Source organism: Nitrincola sp. A-D6, from assembly GCF_000764495.1.
GTDB lineage: Bacteria > Pseudomonadota > Gammaproteobacteria > Pseudomonadales > Balneatricaceae > Nitrincola.
Genome location: NZ_JRLB01000097.1, coordinates 52842 through 78529 on the forward strand (window position 1 = coordinate 52842; position 25688 = coordinate 78529).

The window sequence follows — 25688 nt, forward strand, 5'->3', positions numbered from 1 at the left end:
AAGTAAGGAATACATCGTGATAGTACGTACATTAAAAGAGTGTGAAGCATCAGAACGTTGCGTGAAAGCAGAAACCTGGAAAAGCGTCAGAATGCTGCTTAAAGATGACAAGATGGGATTCTCCTTCCATATCACCACCATCTTTAAAGGCACAGAAACGCATATCTGGTATCAGAACCACCTGGAATCCGTGTACTGCATGAGTGGTTACGGTGAAGTGGAAACCCTGGCCGATGGCAAGGTGTATCCGATTGAGCCAGGTACGCTCTACATCCTGGATAAGCACGATGAACACCTGTTGCGTGCAACATCAGAAGACATGGTCATGGCCTGCGTGTTTAACCCGCCCCTCAGCGGTAAAGAGGTTCATGACGAAAACGGCGTTTACCCGCTGAGCGAGTAAAAACGATCCGGACAGGAGTCACAATGCACACAGTTGAAAAAATCGGCGGCACGTCAATGAGCCGCTTCAACGAACTGATGGATACCATTTTAATTGGTAAGCGTCAGGGCGCTGCACTTTATAATAGAATCTTCGTGGTTTCAGCCTACGGTGGTATTACCAACCTGTTGCTGGAACACAAGAAGACAGGCGAGCCGGGCGTGTATGCGCGGTTTGCCGAGGCTGAAAACGAAACCGCCTGGCAGGCCACACTGGATCAGGTTCGCACGGCCATGCTGAGCAAAAATGCCGAGCTGTTTTCAGGAGATGACCTGATCAAGGCTGACAGTTTTATTCTTGAGCGCATTGAGGATGCCGCCAGCTGCATGGAAAATCTGCAGCAGCTTTGTACTCTGGGCCACTTTCAGTTAGAGGATCATCTGTTAAGGGTTCGCGAGATGCTGGCATCACTGGGCGAAACTCACAGTGCATTTAACTCGGTACTGGCACTGAACAATGCCGGTGTCAATGCATGTTTTATCGACTTGTCTGGCTGGCACCAGGATCATCCGCTGAGCTTTGATGAGATGATACTGCATCATTTCAAAGACATAGATCTAAGCTCGCAGCTGCCGATTGCCACAGGTTATGCCCATTGCAGTGAAGGGTTATGCGTACCTTTGATCGCGGTTACAGTGAAATGACCTTCAGCAAGATTGCCACCCTGACCGGAGCGCATGAAGCCGTTATCCATAAGGAATATCACCTGAGCAGTGCCGATCCGGCCGTGGTCGGGTTGGATAAAATCGTCACCATAGGGCGTACCAACTATGATGTGGCCGACCAGCTTTCCAATCTGGGGATGGAAGCGATTCATCCGAAAGCGGCTAAAGGGTTGCGTCAGAAAGGTATTCAATTGCGTATTAAAAATGCCTTTGAACCTGACCATTCCGGTACGGTTATCAGTAATGACTACTGTAGTGCCAAGCCCTGCGTCGAGATCATCGCCGGACGTCGCAATGTTTTTGCGATAGAAATTTTCGATCAGGATATGTTGGGTGACAGTAACTACGATATCGAGCTGGCCAGATTGCTGCACCAGTTGAAGCTGTACATTGTCAATCGCGACTCTGATGCCAACAGTATCACCTATTATGTTTCAGGCACACGCAAGATGGTCAATCGTGCCGTGCGTCTGATCGGTGAAGCCTACAAGGGCGCTGAAGTTGATTTGACCAAAGTGGCGATTGTTTCAGCTATCGGCACAGATCTGAAAGTATCCGGCATACTCGCGAGAACAGTATCGGCCCTGGCAACTGCCAAAATCAGCATTCAGGCGTTGCATCAGTCGATGCGTCAGGTAGAAATGCAGTGCGTAGTGAATGAAAGCGACTACGAGAATGCCGTGAAAGCCCTTCACCATGCGCTTATAGAACAGGAAGACCACGGCGACGTGATTTGCGCCGCGTAGCCTGTAGGAGCTCGCCTGTAGGAGCTCGCTCCGCGAGCGATTCGCCCGGAGACCGGGCTCCCACAAAAAAGCAGATCGCCCGGAGACCGGGCTCCCACAGACCGGGCTCCCACAGACCAGGCTCCCACAACATGGTGGGCACCACCTGTGGGAGCTCGCTCTGCGAGCGATTTAAACGTGTTCGTCAAACACGTCGCTGATTTGCTTCATTAAACGGCGTTCTTCCATCAGATCTTCGATCTGACGGCGCCGTTTACCATTGTATTTGAGGCGGCTGCTGCGGCCGATCTCCTCATCTTCAGAAAACTGTTCGCTCCAGTCATCTATCTCATCGATAGAGACTGATCGACACGTACTTTTGTGCCCATCTGTTCTGCTCTCACGCAAAGGTTAATACATTGGCCCAAGGGCCCATCTATGCTGTAGCAGCGCCAGTTTGTGAGGACTAGATGCATCCACAGCGACTTGTCTACATTAACGCGAATATAGTGCCGAACCTCCACGGCTCAAAATTAAAAAAATCTATAGCAAATCAAAAAAATGCCTATGCTTAGCTATTTCTCCATCACATAGTTACCGGGTGCATCACATAAAGGGTAAATCCCCGTGTCGGGATTGCCGATAGTGGGTGGCAGGACATGTCCGGGAGATGACTTGGATTCAAGCCAGCCCACCCAGGGTTCCCACCAGGAGCCTGGTGTTTTTCATGCTGTTGCAGCCATTGGTCGGGTGAAATGTGTTTGTCTTCGGCCTGCTGCAAACCAATCTGGAAGCTACGGCGTGGGTGGCCAGGTTCACTGACAATGCCGGCATTGTGACCGCCACTGGTCAATACGAAGGTGATTTCGGTATTGAACAGGTCATTGATCTTATAAACTGAGCGCCAGGGGGCAACGTGGTCTGTTACGGTAGCAACGGCAAAAACCGGTGCGCGTATGTCGCGTAAAGAGATCGGACGGTCATTGACTATGTAGCGGCCACTGGCCAGATCATTATTGAGGAACAGCAGGCGCAAGTATTGTGAATGCATCTTGTAAGGCATACGCGTAGCATCGCTGTTCCAGGCCATGAGTTCATTGGTGCTGGGTTGTTTATCACCTAACAGGTATTCATTGACCATTTTTGACCAGAGCAAGTCATAGGAGCGCAGTAGCATAAAGGCCCCAGCCATCTGTTTGGTATCCAGGTAGCCTTATCCCACATCATGTCTTCCATGTAGCTCAACTGACTCTCATCAATAAACAGCATCAACTCGCCGGCTTCAGTAAAGTCGGTCTGGGCCGTGAACAGGGAGATCGATTTCAGTCGGTTATCCTCATCGCGGGCCATGGCCGCCGCGACTATCGACAGCAAGGTCCCCCCGAGGCAGTAGCCTGCAGCATGAACTTGCTGATCAGGAACAATTTTGTTGATCACATCCAGCGCAGCCATGATGCCTTTTTGGGTATAGTCCTTCATCGACAGATCGCGATCTTCGACTGTGGGGTTGTGCCAGGAGATCATGAATACGGTATGGCCTTGATCTACCAGGTATTTAACCATGGATTTGCTCGGAGAAAGATCGAGTATGTAATACTTCATGATCCAGGCGGGCACGATCAGTACCGGCTCAGCTTTCACTTTATCGGTGCTGGGCGTGTACTGGATCAGTTCGATCAGGCGATTACGGTATACCACCTTACCCGGTGTGACTGCCAGATCCCGGCCTACTTTCAGATCGGATTCAGCGGGTTGCTCTTCCAGCAGGGTGTGCTGCATATCCTCAATGAGTTTCTGCATCCCCTGCATCAGGTTCATGCCACCTGTAGCCAGGGTTTTGTTGCCAACAACCGGGTTGGTCGCTGCAAAGTTGGTGGGCGAGAGCATATCCAGCACTGGCGTGCCGAAAAGGTCACCATATTTTCATGATGTTTGGCAACGCCGGGAATATTCGTAGTGGCATAATGCCACCACTGCTCGTGCAGCATGAAATTCTGGGAAATGACGTTGTAAGGAAACTTGCTCCAGGCTGGATCATTAAAGCGTCGATCATCCGGCAGGGGCTTGATAAACGGCTTGATCTCCGGATCAAAGGCCGCCCGCGATGCCCAGAGCATAAAGGCTGACTTTTTACGCAGCATGTTTTCAGTCATTTCAGCCATTTTGCCTGGTGAATGACCCATATGAATTAACCAATCCATATACGCAAGCAGCAGTGATGCTGGCGACATGCCTTTGGTGTAGCGCCCTTCCATCGCATGAATCAGACGGTCCAGGGTGGTTTTGATCTCGGGCGTATTCGCCCCTTGAATACCTGTCATAAACACGATCCTTTTAGTTGGCTAACCTTGTATAAAGTTTAGTTGATAATAATCAAACTTCATCCAATCGTATCAGTAAATATACTTATTAAACCTTTTGCTGCATGTGCGAAATAGATAGAATGGTTTACACTAAAGTTGAAATCGCTCTATCTCAAGGCGAAGGAAGCAAGCTATGTCTACAAAATACCTCAAGCGTTTTTTCAAGCCACGTTCCATTGCTGTGTTTGGTGCATCCGAACGGCATGACAGTCTTGGGGGAATTGTACTGCGTAACCTGCTGGACAGCGGCTTCAAAGGGCCAATCATGGCGGTTAACAAGGAAGGCTATGCGCAAGTAAATGGCGTAACCTGTTATGAAGGCGTGAGCAGTTTGCCGGAAATGCCCGACCTTGCCATTATCTGCACGCCACCTGACAGTGTGGCCGATCTGGTACGTAAACTGGGCGCCAATATGGTGCGTGCTGCGTTGATTCTGACCGGTGGTCTGACGCTTGAAAGCGTGACAGGGCAGGGCAGCATCAAAGATGAGATACGTGAAGCCGCCCGCTCCTATGGAATACGTATCCTTGGGCCAGACTGCATGGGCATGTTGATTCCCGGCTCGGCAATGAATGCCAGCTTTTCCCACGTTAATATCCGCAAGGGGCGGGTGGCATATGTGGGCCAGTCAGGGTTGATCGGCACCGCCATGATTGACTGGGCGAATGGCCAGGAAATCGGTTTTTCACACTTTCTGACTCTGGCGATGGCGTCGACGTTGATCTGCCTCTATTATTGACTACCTGGCCGGTGAGCCACTACCCATGCGATTTTGTTACAGATGGATCGGGTCATCGGTCCATCACGTAATTTCATATCAGCGCTCCGGGCCGCATCGCGCAACAAGCTGGTGCTGGTATTGAAATCCGGCATCATTCCCGATGGACGCATGCAGGAAGTGGTGTGTGAAGGGATCACTGATCAGGATGATGTCTATGATGCGGCGCTGCGCCGGGCCGGTGTCGTACGCGTTGATACCTCAGATATGCTCTTTAACGCGCTGGAAACACTCACGCGGATGAAGCCCATGCGGGGTGAACGTCTGGCGATCGTGTGTAACGGTATGGGGCCGAACGCCTGGCGCACGACCGCCTGAAAGCACGCAAAGGCCAACTGGCCGAGCTGACTGAAGAAACGGTTGCTGGTTTAGCCGAGTTTTTGCCTGCGCACTGGAATGGGCGTAACCCGGTAGACATTAACGCCGATGCCACACCAGAGCGCTATGCTGAAGTTATCACCCGTTTAACCAAAGATCCGAATGTGGATGCGGTATTGTCGATTCACGCCCCCACACGTATGGCGCCGAGCGTCGAGACCGCCGATGCGGTGATCAAAATTGCCAAGAAAACCCCGCGTAATGTGCTCACCTGCTGGATGGGTCGGGAATCCGCCATTGCTGCACGCAATCGCTGCAATGCGTCTGGCATAACTACCTTTTTAAATCCGGAAGAGGCGATTGATGCGTTTATGTTCATGGTGGAGTATCACCGTAACCAGAAAGTGATGCGTCAGACACCGGCGCCTTACCGTATCGATAATGAGCCTAACCGCAATAAAGCCAAGCAACTGATTCAGAGCGTTATCGATGAAGGACGCGATTATCTGACACATCCGGAAGCCTGTGACTTGCTGGATCTGTACGAAATTCCCACCTCCAACACCCACTATGCCGAAGATATAGATCAAATTGTTGATATCGCTAGTCAGTTGGGTGGATCGGTTGCTGTCAGAGCTTTGCATCAGGGTAATGTCTATCCCTTCAGCTATGAGCGTGATGGCAGTCGCAACCTGCGCTGGCGCGACCTGGCGCTGGACCTGTATTCCATGCAGGAAGTACGTCACTCAACCACCAAGTTAGCTTATCGTGTCAGTGAGCGTTATGCGCCTGAGCAGCAGATGGGATTTGCCGTACAGCAGATGAAGCGCGGTTTTCAATCCCTGCAGATCAATCTGGGTATTACCCGTGATCCGGTATTTGGTCCCCTGGTTATTTTCGGCATAGGGGGCTACACCGCCGATACCCTGGCTGATCGCTCGTTAATGCTGCCACCCATGAACTCAGCGTTGGCTGAACAGCTGATTAAACAGTCACGTGTTTACGGTATAGTGGCTGAAAACAGTGATTGGCCTGAGCGTGATTTAAAGAATCTCTGTGATCTGCTGATCAAACTGGGGCAGATGGCGGTTGAGCTTAAGCAGCTCAAAGCACTGGAAATTAATCCGTTATTGCTGAATAAACGCGGTCTGCTTGCTGTGGATGTGAGTGTTTCACTCGGTGAACCGGCCAACCTGTCTGTGTCTCCCTATCCGGAGCATCTGACTGAACAGATCCGCCTGAAAAAATCTGGCCGTGCAGCGATACTTAGAGCGATCCGTGGTGAAGATGAACCGCGCACCTGGAGTTTTATAACAAACTTTCTCCCGAATCCATTCGTCTGCGCTATTTTTATAGCCGTGGCGTGCCCACCCATCAAGAGTTGGCAAACTGGACGCAAATTGACTACGACCGGGAAATGGCCTTGATCGTGACGGCACCCAAACAAGATGCCAGTGGTTTTGAAACCCTGGGTGTTGCCAGAGCAGTAACGGATGCCGATAACATCCGCGCTGAGTTTTCCGTGGTAGTACGTGATGACCTTCAGGGAGAGGGGCTGGGAGTGGTTCTGATGCAGAAAATTATCCAGTACTGCCGTGATCGCGGCACTCTGATGATTATGGGCTCAACCCTGCCGTCTAACAAAGGCATGCAGGCGCTGGCACGGAAGCTGGGCTTCCGCAACAGTTACAATGTTGAAGAAGATGTCATCGATATGAAAATGATGCTGCATGAGCCCACAGAAGACTGGCAAATATTGCGTTTACAGCACTGACTGCCCGAACATTTCAGAGTGTCGGGCAGAAAATGTCATGCAGGGTGCCTATCAAACGCTTGGCTTTATCACCCTGCAGCGAGTAATAAATTGTCTGTGACTCACGGCGGGTTTTAACCAGGCCATCACGACGTAACAGCGCAAGGTGTTGAGACAGCGCTGACTGGCTCAGGTCCAGAAAGCTGTTCAACTCGGTTACCGAGAGTTCACGGTTTCCCAGATAGCACAGGATAAGTAATCGGCTATCATTACCCAGCGCCTTCATCAGGCGTGCGGCTTCAGCCGCATTTTGTTTCATCAACGCCAGACTGTCTGGCGGCATGAGGGATTCCTGAGAATCCTCAGATATCGTTGCAGCATTCAATTCAATCACCCCAAGTGTAATGATTTTTGTTATCGTACGACTATTCTACAGAAATTCAGCGCTTAGACAAAAGCCTGTATTATACTGTGATGTTATTACGATAGTACTCTAGCAGAAGATGTCCATACAATATTCTGCCTGATAATGGATAGAGCCTCATGCTAAAGAGACTGGCCCGGCCGGTACACCAACTGCTGATTATTCCGGTGCTGCTTGTCAGTCTGGCTCTTAGCAGTGGCCTTTTTAGCCGGGCAAGCATAGATTTTGATCGCTTTCACCGTTTGATAGACAGTCGTTTTGGTTCACCGCGCTCGCAGGTGTCACGCAACTGGGAAGCCATGCTCAGGCAGGCTGCACAGGCTGAAACCGAGCGGCACAAGCTGGATATTGTAAACCAATTTGTGCATCAGTATGTGCGTTATCGAACAGATCAAAGATTGTATGGCGTAGAAGACTATTGGGCCTCACCACTGGAAACGCTGGGGAAGGGCCTGGGAGATTGTGAAGATTACGCTATCCTTCAGTATGTCAGCCTGAGGCAAGCGGGTATCAGTGATGATCGCTTAAGGCTGATCTATGTTAATGCCCGAATGGGAGGGCCGCGTAGTAGTATCACCCAGGCACACATGGTTCTGGGCTATTACGCTACACCGACATCAGAACCTATTATCCTGGACAGCCTGATAACGAATATTCGTCCAGCATCAGAGCGCAGTGACCTCTCACCTGTGTTCAGTTTCAATAGTGAAGGTTTGTGGGCCGGCGGGGCAACCTCTCCGGCAGCCAGTTCAACAGCACGTCTGTCACGCTGGCGTAACCTATTAGATAAAATTCAGCAGGAAGGGGTGAGTTTTCAATGAATGCTGCAAAACACCGCCATAGGTTTGTGAAAGGGGAGTATGGTCATGTCTCTGATACGTCAATTGTGGATAGCGGTGGTGCTAATGATGGCAATTGCTTTCATTAGCAGCTTCAGTATCAGCACTTACAAAGCAAAAGCCTATTTTGAAGAACAGTTGTTGCTGAAAAATATTGATAATGCCGGTTCCCTGGCACTGACACTGTCGCAGATTGAAAAAGATCCGGTCACCCTGGAGCTGCTGATTGCTGCGCAGTTTGATACGGGTCATTACCAGCGTATTGAATTGCTTGATCCACAGGGAGAGGCCCTGCAGCGTAAAGTATACGAAGGCGAGGATGCTACCGGCGTACCTGAATGGTTCAAAAACCTTGCCGCGCTGGATATAGAACCGGGTGTTGCACAGGTACAGGATGGCTGGTTCCAGTATGGAACTCTCTACGTGGAAAGTCACAAGCGCTTTGCCTATCAGGCCCTTTGGGCGACTACCCGGGATCTGCTGGTGTGGTTTTTGCTGGTTGCCTTGGTGGCGGGTGGTTTGGGCACGCTGATCCTGAAGCTGATTACACGTCCGCTGGATGATGTGGTTAATCAGGCCGAAGCTATAGGTGGGCGGCGCTTCATCCAGTCGAAAGAGCCTCGCACCCTGGAGTTCGGTCGTGTGGTCAAGGCGATGAATATTCTGTCTGAACGCATCCGTCACATGCTCGACAGCGAGCGTAAGCGCCTTGAAGAGATGCGTCACAAAAACCAGCATGATGAACTCACCGGGCTGGCAAACCGTGCATATTTTCTGAGTCAGCTGGATACCAAACTTAGCAGTGTCGATACTGACAGCCAGCATGCCGTGTTGTTGATTCGCGTGTGTCATCTGGCCAGTCTTAATCAGAAACTGGGCCACAAACAAACGGATGCCTTGCTCAAAGATGTCGCACAAGCCATCCAGCAGTTTACCGATGATATAGCCGATAATTTTACCCAGGCCGATGTTGGACGCCTGAATGGCAGTGACTTTGCGCTGTTACTCACCGATGCGCTTGACCTGAGTAGTATCAGCGAGGTGTTGCTGCATAAGTTGCTAACGCTGTCGGCTAATTATGACCCGGTTCCACAACTCCCCCTGGCCGCTGCCTATTTCTCACCTGGTGATGGCCGCGCCGACCTGATGATGAAGCTGGATACACTGCTTGCTCATGCTGAACAAAGAGAAATCACCTGTACCGAAATATCGCTGGCGCATCAGAATACGACGCGTTTTCATACAGCAGATGAGTGGCGTATGGTGCTGACAGAAGCGCTGTTTCGGGATCGTGTCAGAGCTGAGTCTTATCCGGTGTTGGCGAGTGATGGCAGCTTGCTGCATCAGGAGGCCATGATGCGCCTGGAGCTGCAGGGAGAGATTCACTCAGCTGGTTACTTTATTCCCTGGGCGCGGCGTCTGGGCATGTTGCCGGAGCTGGATGTGGCAATGGTCACGCATGTGCTGAACCAGTTGCGTCAGATGCAAGATGCACCTGACACGGCGATTAATTTATCCTCCGAAACGTTGAGTGATCTGGTTGCTGTTAACCGTCTCTGTGATCAACTGAGTGGTAACCCGAAACAGGCTCAGCTGCTCTGCTTCGAAGTCAGTGAACGTTGTGTTGTACAGCATCCACAGGTGTTCAGAGAGTTCTGCCGCCAGATCAAGCCGCTGGGCTGTCGTGTGGGTCTGGAAAGAGCCGGGGCTGATTTTGCCCGTATCAATAACCTGCAGGAACTGGGGCTGGATTATATTAAGGTGGATAACGCCTTTATCAGTGAACTGGAAGGTAATAACAGCAACCAGAATTTCCTGCGTGGATTGGCTACGCTGGGTCACTCTATTGGCCTGTTAGTCATAGCTGAGGGCGTCAAAGAGGCGTCACAGACACCGTTATTGCAGGAGATGGGTATGGATGGTTATACAGGGCCCGGGATTAAAGAAACCTGAGCGTATCGTCGTCTTCATCTTCATCGCTGATCAGGTTAAGGCTGCGATGATTTTCACGTAAGGTCTGACGTGTCAGCAGTTTTTGCTGTGCGGCTTTGGGCAGGTCAGTGAACTGAATCAGGCCTTTGTGAGTGAGCAGGTCAATGACATCTTCCAGTACCCTGACCAGCTCCGTGTCGGTGCTTTCCAGTGCTGAAGCCGTTACAGTGGCTTTGCAGGCTTCGCACTTTACGTAACTCAGGAACTCTTCTGAATGCTCATCGGCGACTTCAGGAAAGGCGTCGGAGTGAGTTTCACTGACCCCCATAATTTTACCCTTGTTGTTACGCTTGATATACATGCAACTGAGACTCCCTGACGTTTATCATCTGAATATAGCACAGTAGCTATGAGTGGCCACGTACAACCAGCATCAGATGCATGCGATCACGCACTTCCAGCTTTTGAAAAATGGCGCTGAGATGTGCTTTAACGGTACGCTCAGTGATATCCAGCTGACGTGCTATTTCCTTGTTGCTGGCGCCGGTTACCACCGCCTGTGCCACTTCTTTCTCTCGCTCGGTGAGAATGCTCAGATCAACCTCAGTGCTTTGCTGTTGCTTTAACACATCGGAAAGAATGCCAATCATGCGCGTAACCAATGCTGAAGGCAGCCACATGGCGCCCTGATTTACACTCAGGGCTACCTGCTGCAGCGTGGCTATATTGGCGAGAGCATCAGTATAGCCACGTGCGCCGGCTTCCAGTGCGCTGCGCAATTCCTCGGTGTTTTCCAGCCGGGTCAGGACGATAACCTTGCAACCACTTTGAGCATAGAAGGACACCAGATCCAGCCAGTTGCGACTGGCCGCCACAATCCATACCAGTGTGTCAGCATCTGCTGCAGGAGGCAGCGAGATATTGGCTTGTACATGGGCATCTGGAAAGGCAGCCTGCCAGCGTGGGCTGACAAAGGCTTCGTCCGTTAGAAACAGATTTTTATGGTTCATCGTTCACTCATTGCCTGAGATGTTGCTCTAAGAACAGGTTTTAGTAGATATTCCAGTACGGTTTTCTTACCGGTGAGTATATCCACCTGGGTTATCATCCCCGGAATAATGGTCAGACTGTTATCAAAACCCGATTCATAGGTGCGCAGTCTGACCAGGTAGTAGGTGTTATCCTGCTCATCGGTAATGGTATCGGCGCTAATATGCTCCACTTCAGCATCCAGGCCACCATAAACAGCAAAATCATAGGCCGTAAACTTGATCATTGCCTGCTGTCCGGGGCGAATAAAGGCGATATCCTTGGGAGGAATGCGCGCTTCAATGATCAGTTGATCATCCAGTGGAATGATTTCCAGCACTTCGCGCCCTGGTGTGACTACACCACCCACCGTATTGGTGAACAGGCGTTGCACTGTACCGCGAACGGGTGCGCGAATTTCGGTCTGCTTGACTATATCTTCCAGGCCTGATTCTGCCTGGGTCAGCGCATTAAGGCGTGCGCGTGATTCGGATAACTGCGAATTCCAGCGGTTACGCACGGTGAGTTCTACTTCACGAATTTTGTTTTGTGCTTCTTCAATTGCGGCCTGATTACGGCTGATTACCGCTTCTGCCCGGTTCAGCTCACCACGTGCATTGGAGACTTCACGCTCCAAACGAATAATATCTACATCCGATACAGCGCCGGACTGCAGCAGGGGGCGGGTTACCTGCAGTTCCCGCGAGCTTAAGGACAGGCTGCTGGCATGTTGGGAACGCGCTGCATTGGCTTCACGCAGTTCCTGCTCACGCTGTTCCAGCTGACTCTGATAGATGGAAATCTGTTCTTTCAACTCTTCGCGGTTACTAAAAAAAGTATTACGCTCATGCGCTACAATATCCGGCGCTTCCAATACCAGATCAACCGGAAAATCAGGCTCATCGAGATTGCCGATCAGTGCTTGCAGCCGCATAACTTCGGCTCGCAGGGCCAGGAACTGTGCACGACTTTCTCTCAGGTTGGACACCGCACGGGTAGGGTCAATTTTCAGTAACAGATCACCGGGGTTAACGATCTGGCCTTCACGCACCAGTATCTCTTCGACGATACCGCCATCCATCGACTGCACAACCTGTAATTGCTGCGAAGGGATAACGCGGCCATCCCCGCGGGCGACTTCATCCAGTGGGGCGTAGGCCGACCAGATCAGCAGTACCAGCAATGCGAGTGCCATGATATACAGGAGGCGGCGGGCATGTACCGGCTCCTGCTGAATACGTCCCCATTCCGCATCAACAACCCAGTCTTTATCGGCCGGATTGCCTAACCAACGGCCAAAAATGCGATCCATCATGGGTGAGCCACGCTGACCAACGGCCTGGCTTATTTGCCCGACCTTGTCAAAGCCCTGCTGTTCCAGTGTTGTTTTCTGTGCTGTCATTAGTTGGCGCTCCCCACACGGCCCTGCTTGAGCGCTTCCATAACCTCGGCTTTGGGACCATCAGCAACAACCTTGCCCGCATCGATGACCAGTAGCCGGTCAGCCAGTGCCAACAATGAATTACGGTGGGTGATTACCAGCAAAGTTTTACCTCTGGCATAGCGTGACAGGTTCTGCTTAATAGTTTCTTCACTGGAATGATCCAGCGAGCCGGTGGGCTCATCCAGCAGCAGTAAAGGCGGATCATTAATCAGCGCGCGGGCGATAGCAACCGACTGGCGCTGGCCTCCTGAAAGCAACTGACCACGCTCACCTACCTGCATATCAAAGCCAGCCGGATGTGAATTAATGAAGGGCGCCAGGCCGCTCAGTGTCGCCGCACGCAGAATCTGATGATCTTCCGCCTGAGGAGCAGCCGTAATGATATTGTCTTTCAAGGTCCCAAAGAACATGGATACATCCTGGGGTACATACCCTATCTGGCGACGCAGTTCTGACGGATCAATCTGGCGGATATCCACGCCATCAATAAGAATGGCACCTGATTCAGGCTCATACAGGCCCAGGATTAACTTTTCCAGGGTACTTTTACCCGAACCGTTGCGCCCCAGAACAGCCACATGTTCACCGGCTTTTATTTTAAAGCTGACATCGGTAAGTGCCTGACGCTCATCATCCGGATAGCGAAAACACACACGTTTGAACTCGATTTCACCCTGCAGGGCGGGGCGGCTGATCCAGTTTTTGTTCTCCGGACGCTCGACTGGCCGATCCATGATTTCGTTCAGAGACTGCATGGCAGTTGCCGAATGGTGGTACTGAGCCAGCAATCCGGCCGCCTGGCTGATGGGGGCCATCGCACGTGACGACAGCAAATAAGCCGCAATCAATCCACCCTGAGTCAGGTTACCCTCAATAATCATGTACACACCAATGATGATAATGGCAACCGCCACACTGTGTTGTGTCCACTGTGCTCCGTTGGTGATAGAAGCCGAGATCAGGCGCATTTGTGCCGCTGTACGTGTCAGGAAAATGGTGGTTTTTTCCCAAATGGACTGAATTTTACTTTCAGCCCCAAAGCTTTTCAGTGTTTCCAGGTTAGACAGGCTTTCAATCAGTGTGGAGTTGCGCATTGCGCCTGCACGCATGGAGGTTTCAGACAGGCTGTGCATCTTGGACTGGGCGCTTAAAGCGTAAATCAGAACCAGCAGGGCACCGGCAATAATGGGTAGTACCAGAGGCCAGCCGATAATGGCAATCACGGTTGCAAACAGGAGCACAAAGGGCAGATCAACCAGTGCTACGACTGTTATTGAACCAATAAAGCTGCGCACCGATTCGAAAGACTGAATGTTGGCAGCAAAGGATCCAGCGGAAGCCGGACGATTGGCCATTTTCATACCCAGTACCCGCTCCATAATCGCCGATGACAGTTTGACATCGGCGCGGCTGGCACCCAAATCCACAAACCAGCTACGCATCAAACGCAGCACCAGGTCGGCAGACAGCACCACAAACACCCCCACAGCGAGCACCCACAGGGTATCGGTCGCATGATTAGGGACAACCCGGTCATACACATTCATGACAAACAGCGGCATGGCGACAGCAAAACAGTTGATCATCACCGCTGCCAGCAATACATCGCGGTAGAGTCGGCGGTTCTCCGCAATCACACCCCAAAACCAGTGGCGGTCACGTAGTTTTTTGATTTCCGGTGCCCGGTTATCGAAGCGGAACTCCGGTCGTGCGTAGATTACCTGACCGGAAAACTGCGACTGAATTTCACTCAGCGGTACGGCAACCACAGTTTCGCTCAGTTCCGGATAGATGACTTCAGCGGTTTGTTGCGCATGATCGACTCGGTTAACGACACAGGCTTTGTCATGGTTCAATAGCAAAATAGCGGGAAGCAGATTGTCATTGAGCTGATCCAGTCGGGCGCTGCTGATACGACTGGCAAGACCAGCACGCTTGGCAGCACGTCCAAAAACCGAAGGTGTCAGAATCCCATTGACCAGCGGCAGACCCGCAATAGCTGTTTCAGCAGAAACCGGAGAATCGTGAAACCGTGACAGAATAAGCAAGCAGCCTAGTAATGCACCGCCAGGGGTTTCAGTAAACACAGACATACAGTGTCTCAATTCAGGTGAAAAGACGGACCTGAAAGTCAGGTCCGTAGGTATCAGAGCCTGGCAAAGCCAGCCCTTTCAATTAGCGCAGTACCCGGCTTTGCGCCATACTGCTGTTTACATCCAGGTCCGGACAGGCGCTGTCAGCATCAACTGTAAAGCTTTCTGCACCCAGATCAGACAGAGTTGGAAGTCCGTCACGTACAACATCCAGTGCGGGTAAAAGCTCACCCATCGTTGTTAGTGTGCGAGCGGCAGCAATACTGCGATCATAGACCGCGTTGGTGTAAGCGCGGCTGGCCTGAAAATATTCATTCTCGGAATCCAGTACATCCAACAGTGTGCGGTCACCGATATCGAACTGATCCTTGTAAGCGGTTCTGACACGGTCAGAGGAGATGCGGTGCTGGTTAAGGACTGGCAATTGCTCATCCAGTTTACGCACATCATTTATAGCAATCTGAAGTGTTTGACGTAGATCAACGCAGGCTTTGTCGCGTTCATTTTTGGCTATATTCACTTCTTCGTAAGCACGTTGCAATGAAGCCTGGTCACGACCCCCATTATACAGGTTGTATCGGAACTCCAGCGCAATTCGACCATCACTGCGACGGTTATCAAAGCCTTGGTCATCATACTCCTGAGTACCGTAACGTGCGGTCAAATTCAGGCGTGGACGGAATTCAGAGCGGTTACGTTCAACAGCCGCTTCCTGTGAATGAATATTACGGATTGCTGCGTGAAAAGCCGGGTTGCCTGATAAGCCAGTTGCAGCGCTTCACGTACATCGGCAGGAATGCCGGAATCATTAAGATTGGCTGGCAGAAGGTTATCAGCGGGCAGTTCACCAACAATACGCAGATAGCGTGCGCTGACATCATGAAGGTTGGACATTTCTGTCAGCAGGTTGGCTTCAGCCAGAGACAAGCGACCGGAGATCTGTTCCAGATCGGCCCGACGTGCAACACCCGCTTGAGCACTTTCTTCAATCCGGTCAAACACGGTAATGTGTTCTTCATAGTTTTCTTCAGCCAGCGCTACAAGTTCACGGTAACGCATCACGTCTTCATAGGCATTCACGGCCCCTAGCGCCGTATTTTCAACGCTATCAAGCAGTTCAAAGTAGCGTACCAATTGGGCACTCTCAAACCGCTGAACCTCATTTCGGGTTCTGAAGCCATCATAGAGCATCTGCGTCAGGGTGATTTCAGCGGCGGCACCTGAAAACTCATCTTTTCCAGTGTAGTTTTCCCAGTCCCGATACTCATGGCCATAGCCGGCAGTGAAGTCGACGACAGGGCGGTAACCGCCGCTGGCAAACTCGGTGTCATGCCCGGAAGCCATGAAAGCGTGCCAGTTGGCCTGCACTTCAGGATTGGTTTCGATCGCCTTGCGAGCTATGTCAGCGACAGTTGTGCTGTCCATTTGAGCGTAAGCAGAGACAGATAAAAGGCAGCTGCCTGAGATCAGACAAGCCAGTAGTGTGCGTGGAGCCTTAATTATTTTCATTCCTTTCACCCATGATTAAAGCATTAAACATGATTATATTTAGGTAAGAATAGCACCTTAGCGTAAGCAAAAAGTAATCAGTTCCTACAATAACTTATAGGCTGTGTAGCAAACGCTGTAAAGTTTCAGATAATAAATAATGTTCCTGCTTGATTGTGCTGTTTAATGTACGCTGTAGTAAAACCTGCGCCATGCTCTGGAGATCCGAGCGAATCAAGGCTTCAGCCCCCATCAGTACCGCCATTGGCAAACCGTCGGCATAGGCGCTGTGAATACCATTAATCAACCAGTCGATCTGTTCACTGCGCACGGGTTCATCGGCTGTTGCGCTCAGGCTCAGAATCAACAGTTCTGATGCACACAACCACAAATGATGCTGCAGTCGAGTTGCAATTTCATGACAGGCCCTGGCATTTTCAAGCGCATAAGCGGGTTTGTTACAGTAAGCCAGCGTTGAGGCCGCAAAAAATAACTGATAGCAATGACTACTTGGGGTCAGGGTCTCAGCAGGCAAGGCCAGCAGTTGCTCGCAGCACCGGCTGGCTTCTTCAGGCTGACCATCAAAACACCAGGTCCAGGCCAGAAAGCCCATAGCCAGAATGGCGGGGCTCTCATGGCTGTAACTTTTCAGTTCTTCAGGGTCCACCTGTTGTGTGAGCATGAGCGACTGCTCAGCATGGCTGCGACTCTGCTGCAGGTGTCCCAGCCAGAAGTGGCTGTTGGCCAGTGCCCAGTGTGCCAGAGTCAACTGGGCTGGCGTGTAGGCATGGTCATATAACAGATTCGCAGCCTGCAAACGTGATCGTTCGGCATCTACCGAGCCTATTCCTAAAAACAGCAGATACAGTGAGCGGAAACTGGCCGTTTCATCGGTAATCTGTTTCGCCAGTTGTAAGGCTTCTGAAGCCGCTTTGAAAGCATGCAGATCGCCGTAACCAAAGGCCATAATGCGGCTCTGGGCCAGATCATTCAGCAGAGCAACGCGCCGTTCCAGTGAAAAGTCCACAGAAGTATCGAGTTTCAGAGCTTCACCCAGGCAGTGAGCGGCATCATTATAGCGGTGTTGCTGTAAGGCATTCTGACCACAGCGCAAGTAAAGGTCTGCCGCTTTTTCCAGTTCCCCCGCTGCGCGCCAATGGTAAGCCAGGCGTGCCTTGGTCTCAGATGGATTTCTGCCACGTTGCTTCTGTTCCAGCTGCAATGCCAGTGCTCTGTGTACATAGCGCTGGCGGCTTGGTGGATTCAATGAAGCCAGCACCTGTTGCAGAAGTGGCGGGGTGAAAGCTGGCTGTGTTTTGCTTTGCCATTGCAACAGGTTGGCCGTAATTAACTGTTCAACCGTTTCGTTCGGCGTAGCGAGATTGTGTGTCTGACCTATGAGTAATGTTTGATCCGGCTTAATATCCGGCCATTGCAAAGCCAGTTGCAAGGCGCTGTCACGCCACTCATTCAGTTGGTCAATGCGGTAGCTAAAGTACTGCAAGACTTCAGCGGGCAGTCGGTTGTCTTCAGACGCACCAGCCATTACTTTGAGTAAATATGGATTGTGATCAGTCAGTTTCAGCAGCTCGGCGGACTCGTCCGGAGCGCGCCAGTTTTGGCTGCTGCGGGTAAAAAACTTGAGTAAACGGGTTGCTGAAGCATTGCCAAGTCGGGGTAGAGCCAGGTTCAGCCATAATGGATGTGTTGCTGTGTCAGGCAGCTTGCGGGCACTGAGCACTAACATGAGCGGGCAGGAAGAGTCATTTGCCAAGTGCTCAATCAGCGTCAGTGTCGCTGTATCGATCCAGTGTCCATCTTCAATCCACACCAGCAGGCAGGAACCAGTGAGCCCTTGCAGTAGTTGGCTGATAGCAGCAAAAGCCTGTCGAATGTTTTCTTCAGTGGGGTGGGTGTTGCAGGTCATCAGATCAATCAGAACCGGTTGTTGCAGCAACGGATCCCAGCCGTGTCGGTGTAAGCGCTCTTTGAGATTGTCAGGCTTGATGCTTCATCAGCCTGAAAACCCAGTAGCTGGCGCAAGCAACTGATCAGTGGAAACAGCGGTTGCTGCTGACGATCAGGGTAACAGCGCAGTTTGAATACTCTATCACCCGCCTGGCGCTGCTGTTTTAGCCATTGCGACAAAATTAATGTCTTGCCACAGCCTGCTGGCCCGGACAAATTTACCAGTAGAGGATGCGGTTGCTGATCAATCTGATTACGCTGCTGACTCAGCCTCTCGCACAGAGACTGCTGTTCCGGAAGTGGCAGAGTATCTGACTCTGTAAACCAGCCAGGTTCATCCACCAGCAAAAAAGCACCTGACAAGCTGCCATCATTGCGACGGCGGCGCTCGGTGACCTTACGTGCCTGTACCTTGCGCTCCAGCAAGCGGTAGCAGGGTTCGCTGAGTAAAATCTGCCCGTCGGTAGCACTTTGACACAGTAAACTGGTTTCCTCGGTCACATTACCGAGTAAATCGGGCAGGGCCGTACTCAGTGATGAAAACAGCGTGCCTGTATGTACCCCGACACGTAAATCAATCTCTGCATGGCTGCGGGCGTAATGCATTAAGCGTATCGTGCTGCGAACCGCCAGCCAGGCATTATCTTCCAGTGCCACAGGCCAACCGAAATAAAAAAACGCACCGTGACCGGCACTGTTCAGATGAAAGGCACCAATTTCATCACAGATCAGCTTGCGCGAGTAGCGATCGGCATCAAACAGTTGCTGTGCCGCCGCTTCTGGATCTGATAAATGGCAGCGCCACTGCAGATGCACGACCACAACCGGCGAAATTTTCTCAATGGCCGGGAATTGATCCAGTTGCGATGTGCGCGCAGGCTGGTCACTCAGTTGCTGCGTCAGTTGGTTATACAGCGACTGTGACTTGCTGTCGGGTAATACACCCAGTTCACGCTGCATACGTTGGGTGAAATTCTCATACAGGCGCAAAGCCAGGCGTGATTGACCGTTTTCAGAACACAGCAGCATGACCTCACGCAGTAATGATTCATTATCCGGATCAAGCTGCTGTATTTTCTGTGCATAGCTGATCACCAGGCCAGCCTGCCGGTCCGCCTGTGCCTGCGTAATCAGTGTATTGAGCAGGCGTATCTGGCAACTGCGGAAATAGGCGCGCTTATCGGCCAGCCAGTATTCAAACTCCTCACAGCCCGGCAATGAATAACCCGCCATAAACTCACCGGTCAGCAGGCTGTCTTCCTTCAAATGTTCAAGATTGCTTGAGTTGGAGGCAGGAAAGCGTTGTAAGCTTTCCAGGTCAGTAATATCCAGATGCAGCAACGCGTGCTTCTGAAGCGCAATAAAATGCCGATCCACTATCAGTGCCGAATGAAAGGGTGTATTGCCAAACAACTTCGAAAGAATCGATAACACCTGACGCAAATTCACCCGTGCGGCAGGTTCATCCAGATCAGGCCAAAACAAACTGGCAATAAAAGCCCGTGAGTGGTTACGATTTTTCTCCGCCGCCAGAAAACCCAATAACCCCAACGCCTTACGATAGCGTAACTGCAAAGGCACATCCCCCGCAGCCCCCTTCAGCATCGGTGTATCCAGCAAGCAAAGACGACTAACCTGTTTATTCAAAAAAACCACTCCAAATTAAACCCAACGTTGTAGGAGACTCCAATTCTGTAGGAGCTCGCTCCGCGAGCGAACAGCCCCGATCAAAACCACCCATCGCCCGGAGACCGGGCTCCTACCTGTAGGTGCTCACCTACCCTGTAGGAGCTCACTCTGTGAGCGAATAACTGCTACCGAAGTTGATTTGAGGGTTTTTACTCTGACCCGATCTCTAAAGATTCAGTGTTCAGTGTCAGCACGCAGCGCCATAATGTCAGCTAAAGTCAGCCCAGATGCCTGAGCAATTTGTTCATCTGTAAGGATGTTCATGTTGATGAGGTTTAGGGCTGTTTCACGCTTAGTTTCCATACGGCCTTTCTGCATACCAATCAGCTCACCTTCCATACGACTGGCACTCCGTTCTTTCTGAACTAAATGCTCTAAATTCTCTGCTAGCATATCTTTGTCCTCTACTAAGCTGTTGAGCTTATCTAGGTTGACCTCTGCACCCAAGTACTTTAAGTGGCGCTTGATCCAACGAGTGACGATCTTATCAATACGCTCCTTGTTAGGATCTGCTTTGATAATGGCCACAATTCGATCCACCGCACGTTGCAAGTCTTCAAAACTATTACCTGCATTCTCAATGGAAAACATTCCGCTTAAGGGTGTGCTCTTAAGACCCAACTCTTCTTCAGTATAGCGTTTTTCATTCACTAAATAGTAGCGCAGGTGCGGTTGATGGGCTTTTAAAAACTCCGGCGGTTCAGGGGAAATCATCTCAAAGATGTCTTCCTTGGCTGACCAGTCCTTTGATCCGTTATAAAGTACAATTGGTAGGATAGGCGGTAGTCCTTCTGATGGTCGCACCTGTTTGTTCTTGATCAGGTGGTCATAGAAACAGGCCACATAGTGCATCAAGCGAATCGGCATGGTGAAGTCATTGGATGATTGAAACTCCAACAGAATATATAAGTACACCGGTTGCGTTACACCTTCCCAGGTTACATTAGCGGACCAGACAACATCTTCGTACTTATTTTCGAACAGTGGAGTGATGTAGTTTCCACTGTGCAATTCCAGAGAGGTGAAATCCATCATGCTAGCGATTTCTGAGGGTATAAAGCCTTCGATCAGTTGCTGAACAAACTCGGGGTAGCTAAAGACTTCTTTGTAAGCCGTATCATAATGCTTGGCCATAATAGACTCCTTTCTATTGGCGTGTTCTTCCTTGTACAAACGTAAAGCAGTGTACGCTCTAACTTACCAGCACTCAAAACACGGAATAAATCCATCCCTGGAGGCCTTTTACTCGGACCTCGATCTCCTTAGCCCCTTATATAGGAAACTGCCCTTGTAAGAGCCCGACCTTGTAGGAGCTCACTCTGTGAGCGAATAACTTCAACCAAAACCCTATTCGCCCGGAGACCGGGCTCCTACCCTGTAGGAGCTCCCCTATCCTGTAGGAGCTCACTCTGTGAGCGAATAACCTCAATCAAAACATCATTCGCCCACAGACCGGGCTCCCACAGACCAGAAATACCCCACAAACAATAACCTTATCTGTACTACGGTCCAATAGGCACAGGGTTCAAGTCATTTATACTGCCATGCATAATCGCACGAATGTACATTTGTACATCAGCGCAAGAATACACAAGTAAGCCTGTAAATCTAACCTAACTGGTTAAGCAGTACAGTCCGAAAATTTAAGGATACTGAAATGGAAACAGCTATTGCAGTGGTAACAGAGACAAGTGGAGAAGTATTTGCACGGACGGCGGATGGTTCACTCAGATCTCTGCAGCCGGGCGATGAGCTTTTTGCCGGAGAAACCCTGGTAACCGCTGAAGGCGGTCGTGTGGTACTGGATTTTGGTAACGGAGAAATAGCCACGCTTGGTCCAAATCAAGCTATTCAGATGAGCGAGCAGCTTCTTGGAAGTTCAGAGCCTGCTCCGCAGGACAACCAGCTGACCGATCCGAGTGTTGAAGCCGTATTAGCGGCACTGGAAGGCGATGGCGATCTGCTGGATGAGTTGGAAGCACCTGCAGCCGGTGCTGATGGTGCACCCGATGGTGGTGGTAGCAGCATCGTTCAGTTAGTACGTATTTTTGAATCAGTCGATCCGCTGGCTTTCTCCTTTGAGCCACTGAGTGTCGAGCCCTTTGAGGCGCCGATTGGGGATCAGGATGCTTTACTCGCTGAAGACGATACGCCGCCTGATGTATTACCACCAGAGTTATCCTTGTCCTCTGTGCAGATGCTGTTGGGAGGGCCTGCAGCGATCACGACGGCCAGAGGAATGATTGATCTGGATAGCTTTGAGCAAAATCAGTTATATAATCCTGATAGTGTGCGTCCATCTGACGTACAGGGGTTGCCTCAATCTCTGATGGAGCAAGAGCTTGGATTGACTCCGGGTGCTTTGGATGATTTGTCCACAAGCACCGTATGGGATGGCAAGCTGACCTCTTCACATGCTTCTTTGCAATCAGGCTCAGGCATTCAGTTTGATTGGACTTTTTATAATGGTGAAGGTGTAAAAGAACACTTAGAAAGCGGTAAAAATGACTTGGCCGCACTGGTAATTACCAAGCCCGATGGTAGTCAGGAAGTGCGTCTTATTACTTCATCTGCAGCCTTGGCGGCGGCAATCAGCGGCAATGGTCAGTTTAACTACTTAGCAGATCAAGATGGCTCTTACCGCTTTGACTGGCTGGTGCTCAATGGTCGCGATACAGACCACGACTCTGCGCTAGCAGTTTCACAACCCGCATTTACACTCAATGGTACAGACTATTATGGTCAGCCAGTGGGGTTGGGGATTGATGCATCCCTGAGCAGTGCACTGCCAGGTGAAAGTTTAACTATCGAAATCGCAGGTGTTCCAGCCGGCGCAGCCTTCAGCTCGGGAAGTGATCTGGGTGGCGGAGTATGGAGCTTTACGCCTGCCGAGCTGGAAGGGTTGCAGTTTTTACCACCCTTAGGCTTCAGCGGTGACTTATCACTGACTGTAACGGCTACGGCCACACTGGATGGTGTTTCTGAAAGTGTAAGCGGTGATCTGGCTATAGTCGTGGATGTGACCAGCAACATCATATCGGATGGTTCGGCTGCTGATGATGTGCTAACGGGTACGGCTGAAAATGATCTGATTCACGGCTATGCGGGTGATGATCAGATTAATGCGGGTGCTGGCAACGATATAATGTTTGGCGGTTTGGGAGCAGATACCTTTGCCTGGGATTTGGGTGATCAGGGTACAGAGCTGCTCCGGCCATGGATATCGTTGGTGATTTCACCCTGGGTGATTATGGTGTAGATGCTGAAGCTGACCGTATTGATCTGGCCGATCTGCTGTCATTTGACGGAATTTCAGATGAAATAACTGATTTTCTCTCGGTTAGTGTGATTGGTAGTGACTCTGTCATCTCCGTTAGTAATGAGGGTGATGGTGCGGTAACGCAAAATATCGTGTTGAAAGATATTGATTTGACTACACTAGGGGGTAGTGATTCTGAAATCATAGATTCCCTGATTAACAGCGGCAACCTGATCGTTGAATAACTATATAAGTACATCAAGGAGTTTTTGAAATGAAACGTATAATTACAGGTATGCTTCTATTGCTGGTTTCCGCGTTAGCATCGGCGGCAAGTGTGACGATTTCCAATCCGACAGCAACAACCGGTGTTGATGAGTACAATGTGCCAGTGGCTTCCTTTGTGACCACTGACACAACGGCCACACTAAATCTGGTAGATGGTGGACTGGATGCTTTTCAGCCGTTTGCAATTGAACTGGATCTGCTTACATCTGCAACGGGAACGTTGAGCTTTGATATGGCCACTTCATTGGATGAGTGGACAGTTAGCATTGTAAATACGGTAACCAATATAACTACTCAGTTGGGTAATTGGTTTGTTCCAGATCTGGCTGGAGAACTCACCGGTCTGACTACAGATGTTGAATCAGGTATAGCATACAAACTATTGGTTTTTGGCGGCTATGCTAAAGATCCATTGGGATCATCGCGCAACTTTAATTTAACAATGAGCAACATCGAAGTTTCAGAAGTACCACTTCCCGCTGCTGTCTGGTTATTCGGTTCCGTGTTGCTGGGTGGGCTTGCACTACGTCGTAAGAAACGCCTGGCTCAGACTGCCTAATTTATTGGATTAACTCAATCATATCAGACCTGATGCCGTATTCCGGTATCAGGTCGCTTGCTTTTGGTCGGGTAAATCGTGTAAAAAGAAGGAGTTGAAACGGGTGTTCATATTTTTCTCCTTTTGAATGCGTACAAATTGTCATGGATGGAGTAGGTGGTTAACGCAGTATGGCAGCGAAGCTGAGTATTAAACCCCACGAATCTAAACTAAGTGCACTTGCCAGGCTGGCAGATGCCGCCATAATTATTATTACCCTCTGGTGTCTTATCGAGTTGTTCGGACTTGAGTGGATATCGTCCTATTACGCCATGGCGCTGATCGCTATCGTGGTGTTTAACTTCATTTCTGAAATCAGTCTGACTTACCGTTCCTGGCGTGGAGCCGGGCTGGGTGCAGAAGTAGTTTCTGTTGCCAGTAACTGGCTTGCTGTAGTTATGCTCTTCATTCTGGTGGATTTTTTCTTCAAGCCTACCGATCTGTACAACCGCGAACTGCTGCTAACCTGGTTTCTGGTAACCCCGATTGAGCTGATATGCTGGCATGCCATTCTCCGGGCCTTCCTGAGTAGCGTCAGAGAAACCGGGCACAATACCCGTGCAGTGGCTGTGTATGGCGCTACTGAGTTAGGTAAAGAAGTAAAAGAAAAAATCACAGATATGCCTGGGCTGGCTATAACTTTGTCGGCTTTTTTGATGACCGCAACTTTGAGAAAGGGCGGCGTCAATCCGATGAAGTTGAAGGAGGCCATGCCGACCTTGTCGCGCGGGCCAGGGCAGGTGAAATCGAAGTGATTTTCATCGCTTTGCCCCTGCGTGCAGAAAAGCGTATTAAAACCCTGCTTGACGAACTGGCCGATACTACAGTTTCGGTGCACATGATGCTGGATGTATTCAGCTTTGATCTGCTCAGCGCCCGCTGGATTGATCTCAATGGTATGCCAGCAATCAGCATCTTTGAGTCGCCGCATATCGGTATCAATAGTATGAGTAAACGTGCGCTCGACCTGTTGTTTGGTACTATGATTCTGCTATTGATCTCCATTCCAATGCTGATAATCGCCATAGGTGTAAAGCTCAGCTCACCGGGTCCGGTGTTGTTCAAGCAAAAACGCTATGGTGTTAATGGACAGGAAATCGGTGTGCTCAAGTTTCGTTCCATGCGGGTAATGGATGCCGGTGACGGTGAAGTGAAGCAGGCAACCAAAAATGACAGCCGTATCACCCCCTTTGGTGCTTTTATTCGCCGGACCTCGCTGGACGAACTGCCACAGTTCCTGAATGTGATCGGCGGGTCTATGTCAGTCGTCGGACCACGTCCACATGCCGTATCTCACAATGAGTTTTACCGCAGTCAGATACACGGCTATATGCTGCGGCATAAAGTGAAACCCGGCATCACCGGCCTTGCCCAGATCAATGGTTTTCGCGGTGAAACCGACACCCTGGATAAAATGGAAGGCCGTATCCGCTATGACCTCGAATATATCCGTACCTGGTCCATCTGGCTGGATGTCAAAATCATCTTCCTCACCGTATTCAAAGGCTTCGTAGACAAAAACGCCTATTGATAGCCCCCCCGATCGCCCGGAGACCGGCTCCTACAATATCGTCACCCTGTAGGAGCCCCCTG

Annotated in this window: 25 protein-coding genes and 2 pseudogenes; 13 read left to right on the forward strand and 14 right to left on the reverse strand. The window is 50.6% G+C overall.

From position 1 onward, the window contains the following. Positions 1–16 precede the first annotated feature (16 nt). Genes LH51_RS15560 through LH51_RS24480 form a run of 3 tightly spaced genes read left to right on the forward strand, consistent with a single transcriptional unit; the run spans position 17 to position 1853 of the window. Positions 17–403 carry an ectoine synthase gene (locus LH51_RS15560; RefSeq protein ID WP_036523840.1) on the forward strand — a complete coding sequence of 129 codons (387 nt, stop codon included), beginning with the start codon at positions 17–19 and terminating at the stop codon, positions 401–403. A 23-nt stretch (positions 404–426) separates the two neighbouring features. After that, complete coding sequence (locus tag LH51_RS24475; protein ID WP_327125328.1) at positions 427–1086, forward strand: amino acid kinase family protein; 660 nt, start codon at positions 427–429, stop codon at positions 1084–1086. Then, complete coding sequence (locus LH51_RS24480) at positions 1053–1853, forward strand: ACT domain-containing protein (protein ID WP_327125330.1); 801 nt, start codon at positions 1053–1055, stop codon at positions 1851–1853. Before LH51_RS24475 ends, LH51_RS24480 begins: the two co-directional genes overlap by 34 nt. A 171-nt stretch (positions 1854–2024) precedes the next feature. On the opposite strand, the gene LH51_RS15570 is transcribed toward LH51_RS24480, so the two are convergent. The 4 genes and pseudogenes from LH51_RS15570 to LH51_RS23045 all read right to left on the reverse strand — a co-directional run. After that, positions 2025–2240, reverse strand: coding sequence for a PA3496 family putative envelope integrity protein (locus LH51_RS15570; RefSeq protein ID WP_052063846.1), 216 nt, complete (start codon positions 2238–2240; stop codon positions 2025–2027). A 178-nt stretch (positions 2241–2418) separates the two neighbouring features. Continuing rightward, on the reverse strand, positions 2419–3024 hold the full coding sequence (locus tag LH51_RS23035) for a hypothetical protein (RefSeq protein WP_235263777.1): 606 nt from the start codon (positions 3022–3024) through the stop codon (positions 2419–2421). Further along, positions 2952–3434, reverse strand: coding sequence for an alpha/beta fold hydrolase (locus LH51_RS24900; protein WP_442934854.1), 483 nt, complete (start codon positions 3432–3434; stop codon positions 2952–2954). The genes LH51_RS23035 and LH51_RS24900 overlap by 73 nt, the downstream gene beginning before the upstream one ends. A 6-nt stretch (positions 3435–3440) precedes the next feature. Next, positions 3441–4153, reverse strand: a pseudogene (locus LH51_RS23045) (poly-beta-hydroxybutyrate polymerase N-terminal domain-containing protein); the annotation flags it as partial. A gap of 175 nt (positions 4154–4328) precedes the next feature. Here LH51_RS23045 and LH51_RS24905 point away from each other — a divergent pair. From LH51_RS24905 to LH51_RS23060, 4 genes are all read left to right on the forward strand, one after another. Continuing rightward, positions 4329–4934 carry a CoA-binding protein gene (locus LH51_RS24905; RefSeq protein WP_442934851.1) on the forward strand — a complete coding sequence of 202 codons (606 nt, stop codon included), beginning with the start codon at positions 4329–4331 and terminating at the stop codon, positions 4932–4934. 42 nt (positions 4935–4976) lie between these two features. Next, the gene (locus LH51_RS24910; protein WP_442934852.1) at positions 4977–5291 is read left to right on the forward strand and encodes a hypothetical protein; all 315 of its coding nucleotides are present in this window, start codon (positions 4977–4979) and stop codon (positions 5289–5291) included. 62 nt (positions 5292–5353) lie between these two features. Further along, a complete protein-coding gene (locus LH51_RS23055; protein WP_235263780.1) occupies positions 5354–6718 on the forward strand; it encodes an acetate--CoA ligase family protein in 1365 nt (454 codons plus the stop codon). Next, positions 6709–7065 (forward strand): GNAT family N-acetyltransferase, encoded by a 357-nt coding sequence (locus LH51_RS23060; RefSeq protein WP_327125332.1) that lies wholly within the window; start codon positions 6709–6711, stop codon positions 7063–7065. The genes LH51_RS23055 and LH51_RS23060 overlap by 10 nt, the downstream gene beginning before the upstream one ends. 13 nt (positions 7066–7078) lie before the next feature. Here LH51_RS23060 and LH51_RS15585 read toward each other — a convergent pair whose 3' ends face one another. Continuing rightward, positions 7079–7387 (reverse strand): ArsR/SmtB family transcription factor, encoded by a 309-nt coding sequence (locus LH51_RS15585; protein ID WP_036523843.1) that lies wholly within the window; start codon positions 7385–7387, stop codon positions 7079–7081. A gap of 200 nt (positions 7388–7587) precedes the next feature. On the opposite strand from LH51_RS15585, the gene LH51_RS15590 reads away from it, so the two are divergent. Both LH51_RS15590 and LH51_RS15595 read left to right on the forward strand, forming a co-directional pair. Next, a complete protein-coding gene (locus LH51_RS15590; RefSeq protein WP_036523845.1) occupies positions 7588–8289 on the forward strand; it encodes a transglutaminase-like cysteine peptidase in 702 nt (233 codons plus the stop codon). Positions 8290–8334: 45 nt separating this feature from the next. Continuing rightward, on the forward strand, positions 8335–10260 hold the full coding sequence (locus tag LH51_RS15595) for a bifunctional diguanylate cyclase/phosphodiesterase (RefSeq protein ID WP_036523847.1): 1926 nt from the start codon (positions 8335–8337) through the stop codon (positions 10258–10260). Here the strand turns inward: LH51_RS15595 and LH51_RS15600 are convergent. From LH51_RS15600 to LH51_RS23065, 9 genes are all read right to left on the reverse strand, one after another. Then, positions 10247–10600 carry a hypothetical protein gene (locus LH51_RS15600; RefSeq protein WP_036523850.1) on the reverse strand — a complete coding sequence of 118 codons (354 nt, stop codon included), beginning with the start codon at positions 10598–10600 and terminating at the stop codon, positions 10247–10249. The genes LH51_RS15595 and LH51_RS15600 overlap by 14 nt on opposite strands. A 46-nt stretch (positions 10601–10646) precedes the next feature. Next, positions 10647–11249, reverse strand: a complete 603-nt coding sequence (locus LH51_RS15605; RefSeq protein ID WP_036523853.1) for a response regulator transcription factor — start codon at positions 11247–11249, stop codon at positions 10647–10649. After that, positions 11246–12670 carry an HlyD family type I secretion periplasmic adaptor subunit gene (locus tag LH51_RS15610; protein WP_036523856.1) on the reverse strand — a complete coding sequence of 475 codons (1425 nt, stop codon included), beginning with the start codon at positions 12668–12670 and terminating at the stop codon, positions 11246–11248. The genes LH51_RS15605 and LH51_RS15610 overlap by 4 nt, the downstream gene beginning before the upstream one ends. Then, positions 12670–14805, reverse strand: coding sequence for a type I secretion system permease/ATPase (locus LH51_RS15615; RefSeq protein WP_036523859.1), 2136 nt, complete (start codon positions 14803–14805; stop codon positions 12670–12672). Before LH51_RS15615 ends, LH51_RS15610 begins: the two co-directional genes overlap by 1 nt. A gap of 82 nt (positions 14806–14887) precedes the next feature. Beyond that, the gene (locus LH51_RS20655) at positions 14888–15538 is read right to left on the reverse strand and encodes a TolC family protein (RefSeq protein ID WP_144244299.1); all 651 of its coding nucleotides are present in this window, start codon (positions 15536–15538) and stop codon (positions 14888–14890) included. After that, positions 15472–16314, reverse strand: coding sequence for a TolC family protein (locus tag LH51_RS20660; RefSeq protein ID WP_052063848.1), 843 nt, complete (start codon positions 16312–16314; stop codon positions 15472–15474). Before LH51_RS20660 ends, LH51_RS20655 begins: the two co-directional genes overlap by 67 nt. Positions 16315–16408: 94 nt before the next feature. Next, positions 16409–18250, reverse strand: a complete 1842-nt coding sequence (locus LH51_RS15625; protein ID WP_036523860.1) for a hypothetical protein — start codon at positions 18248–18250, stop codon at positions 16409–16411. Next, entirely contained in the window at positions 18229–19908 is a 1680-nt protein-coding gene (locus LH51_RS15630; protein ID WP_144244300.1) for a BTAD domain-containing putative transcriptional regulator, read from the reverse strand. Before LH51_RS15630 ends, LH51_RS15625 begins: the two co-directional genes overlap by 22 nt. A gap of 216 nt (positions 19909–20124) precedes the next feature. Next, entirely contained in the window at positions 20125–21084 is a 960-nt protein-coding gene (locus LH51_RS23065; RefSeq protein ID WP_036523866.1) for an Rpn family recombination-promoting nuclease/putative transposase, read from the reverse strand. A 523-nt stretch (positions 21085–21607) separates the two neighbouring features. Between LH51_RS23065 and LH51_RS15640 the strand changes: the two genes are divergently transcribed. The 4 genes and pseudogenes from LH51_RS15640 to LH51_RS21615 all read left to right on the forward strand — a co-directional run bounded on the left by LH51_RS15640 (position 21608) and on the right by LH51_RS21615 (position 25626). After that, positions 21608–23209: a retention module-containing protein gene (locus LH51_RS15640; RefSeq protein WP_036523869.1), complete on the forward strand. Its 1602-nt coding sequence runs from the start codon at positions 21608–21610 to the stop codon at positions 23207–23209. Beyond that, positions 23167–23454 carry a type I secretion C-terminal target domain-containing protein gene (locus LH51_RS20185; RefSeq protein ID WP_081960863.1) on the forward strand — a complete coding sequence of 96 codons (288 nt, stop codon included), beginning with the start codon at positions 23167–23169 and terminating at the stop codon, positions 23452–23454. The genes LH51_RS15640 and LH51_RS20185 overlap by 43 nt, the downstream gene beginning before the upstream one ends. A 29-nt stretch (positions 23455–23483) precedes the next feature. Beyond that, positions 23484–24056 (forward strand): hypothetical protein, encoded by a 573-nt coding sequence (locus LH51_RS15645; protein WP_036523875.1) that lies wholly within the window; start codon positions 23484–23486, stop codon positions 24054–24056. A gap of 311 nt (positions 24057–24367) precedes the next feature. Beyond that, positions 24368–25626, forward strand: a pseudogene (locus tag LH51_RS21615) (undecaprenyl-phosphate glucose phosphotransferase). The last annotated feature ends 62 nt before the right edge of the window (positions 25627–25688 follow it).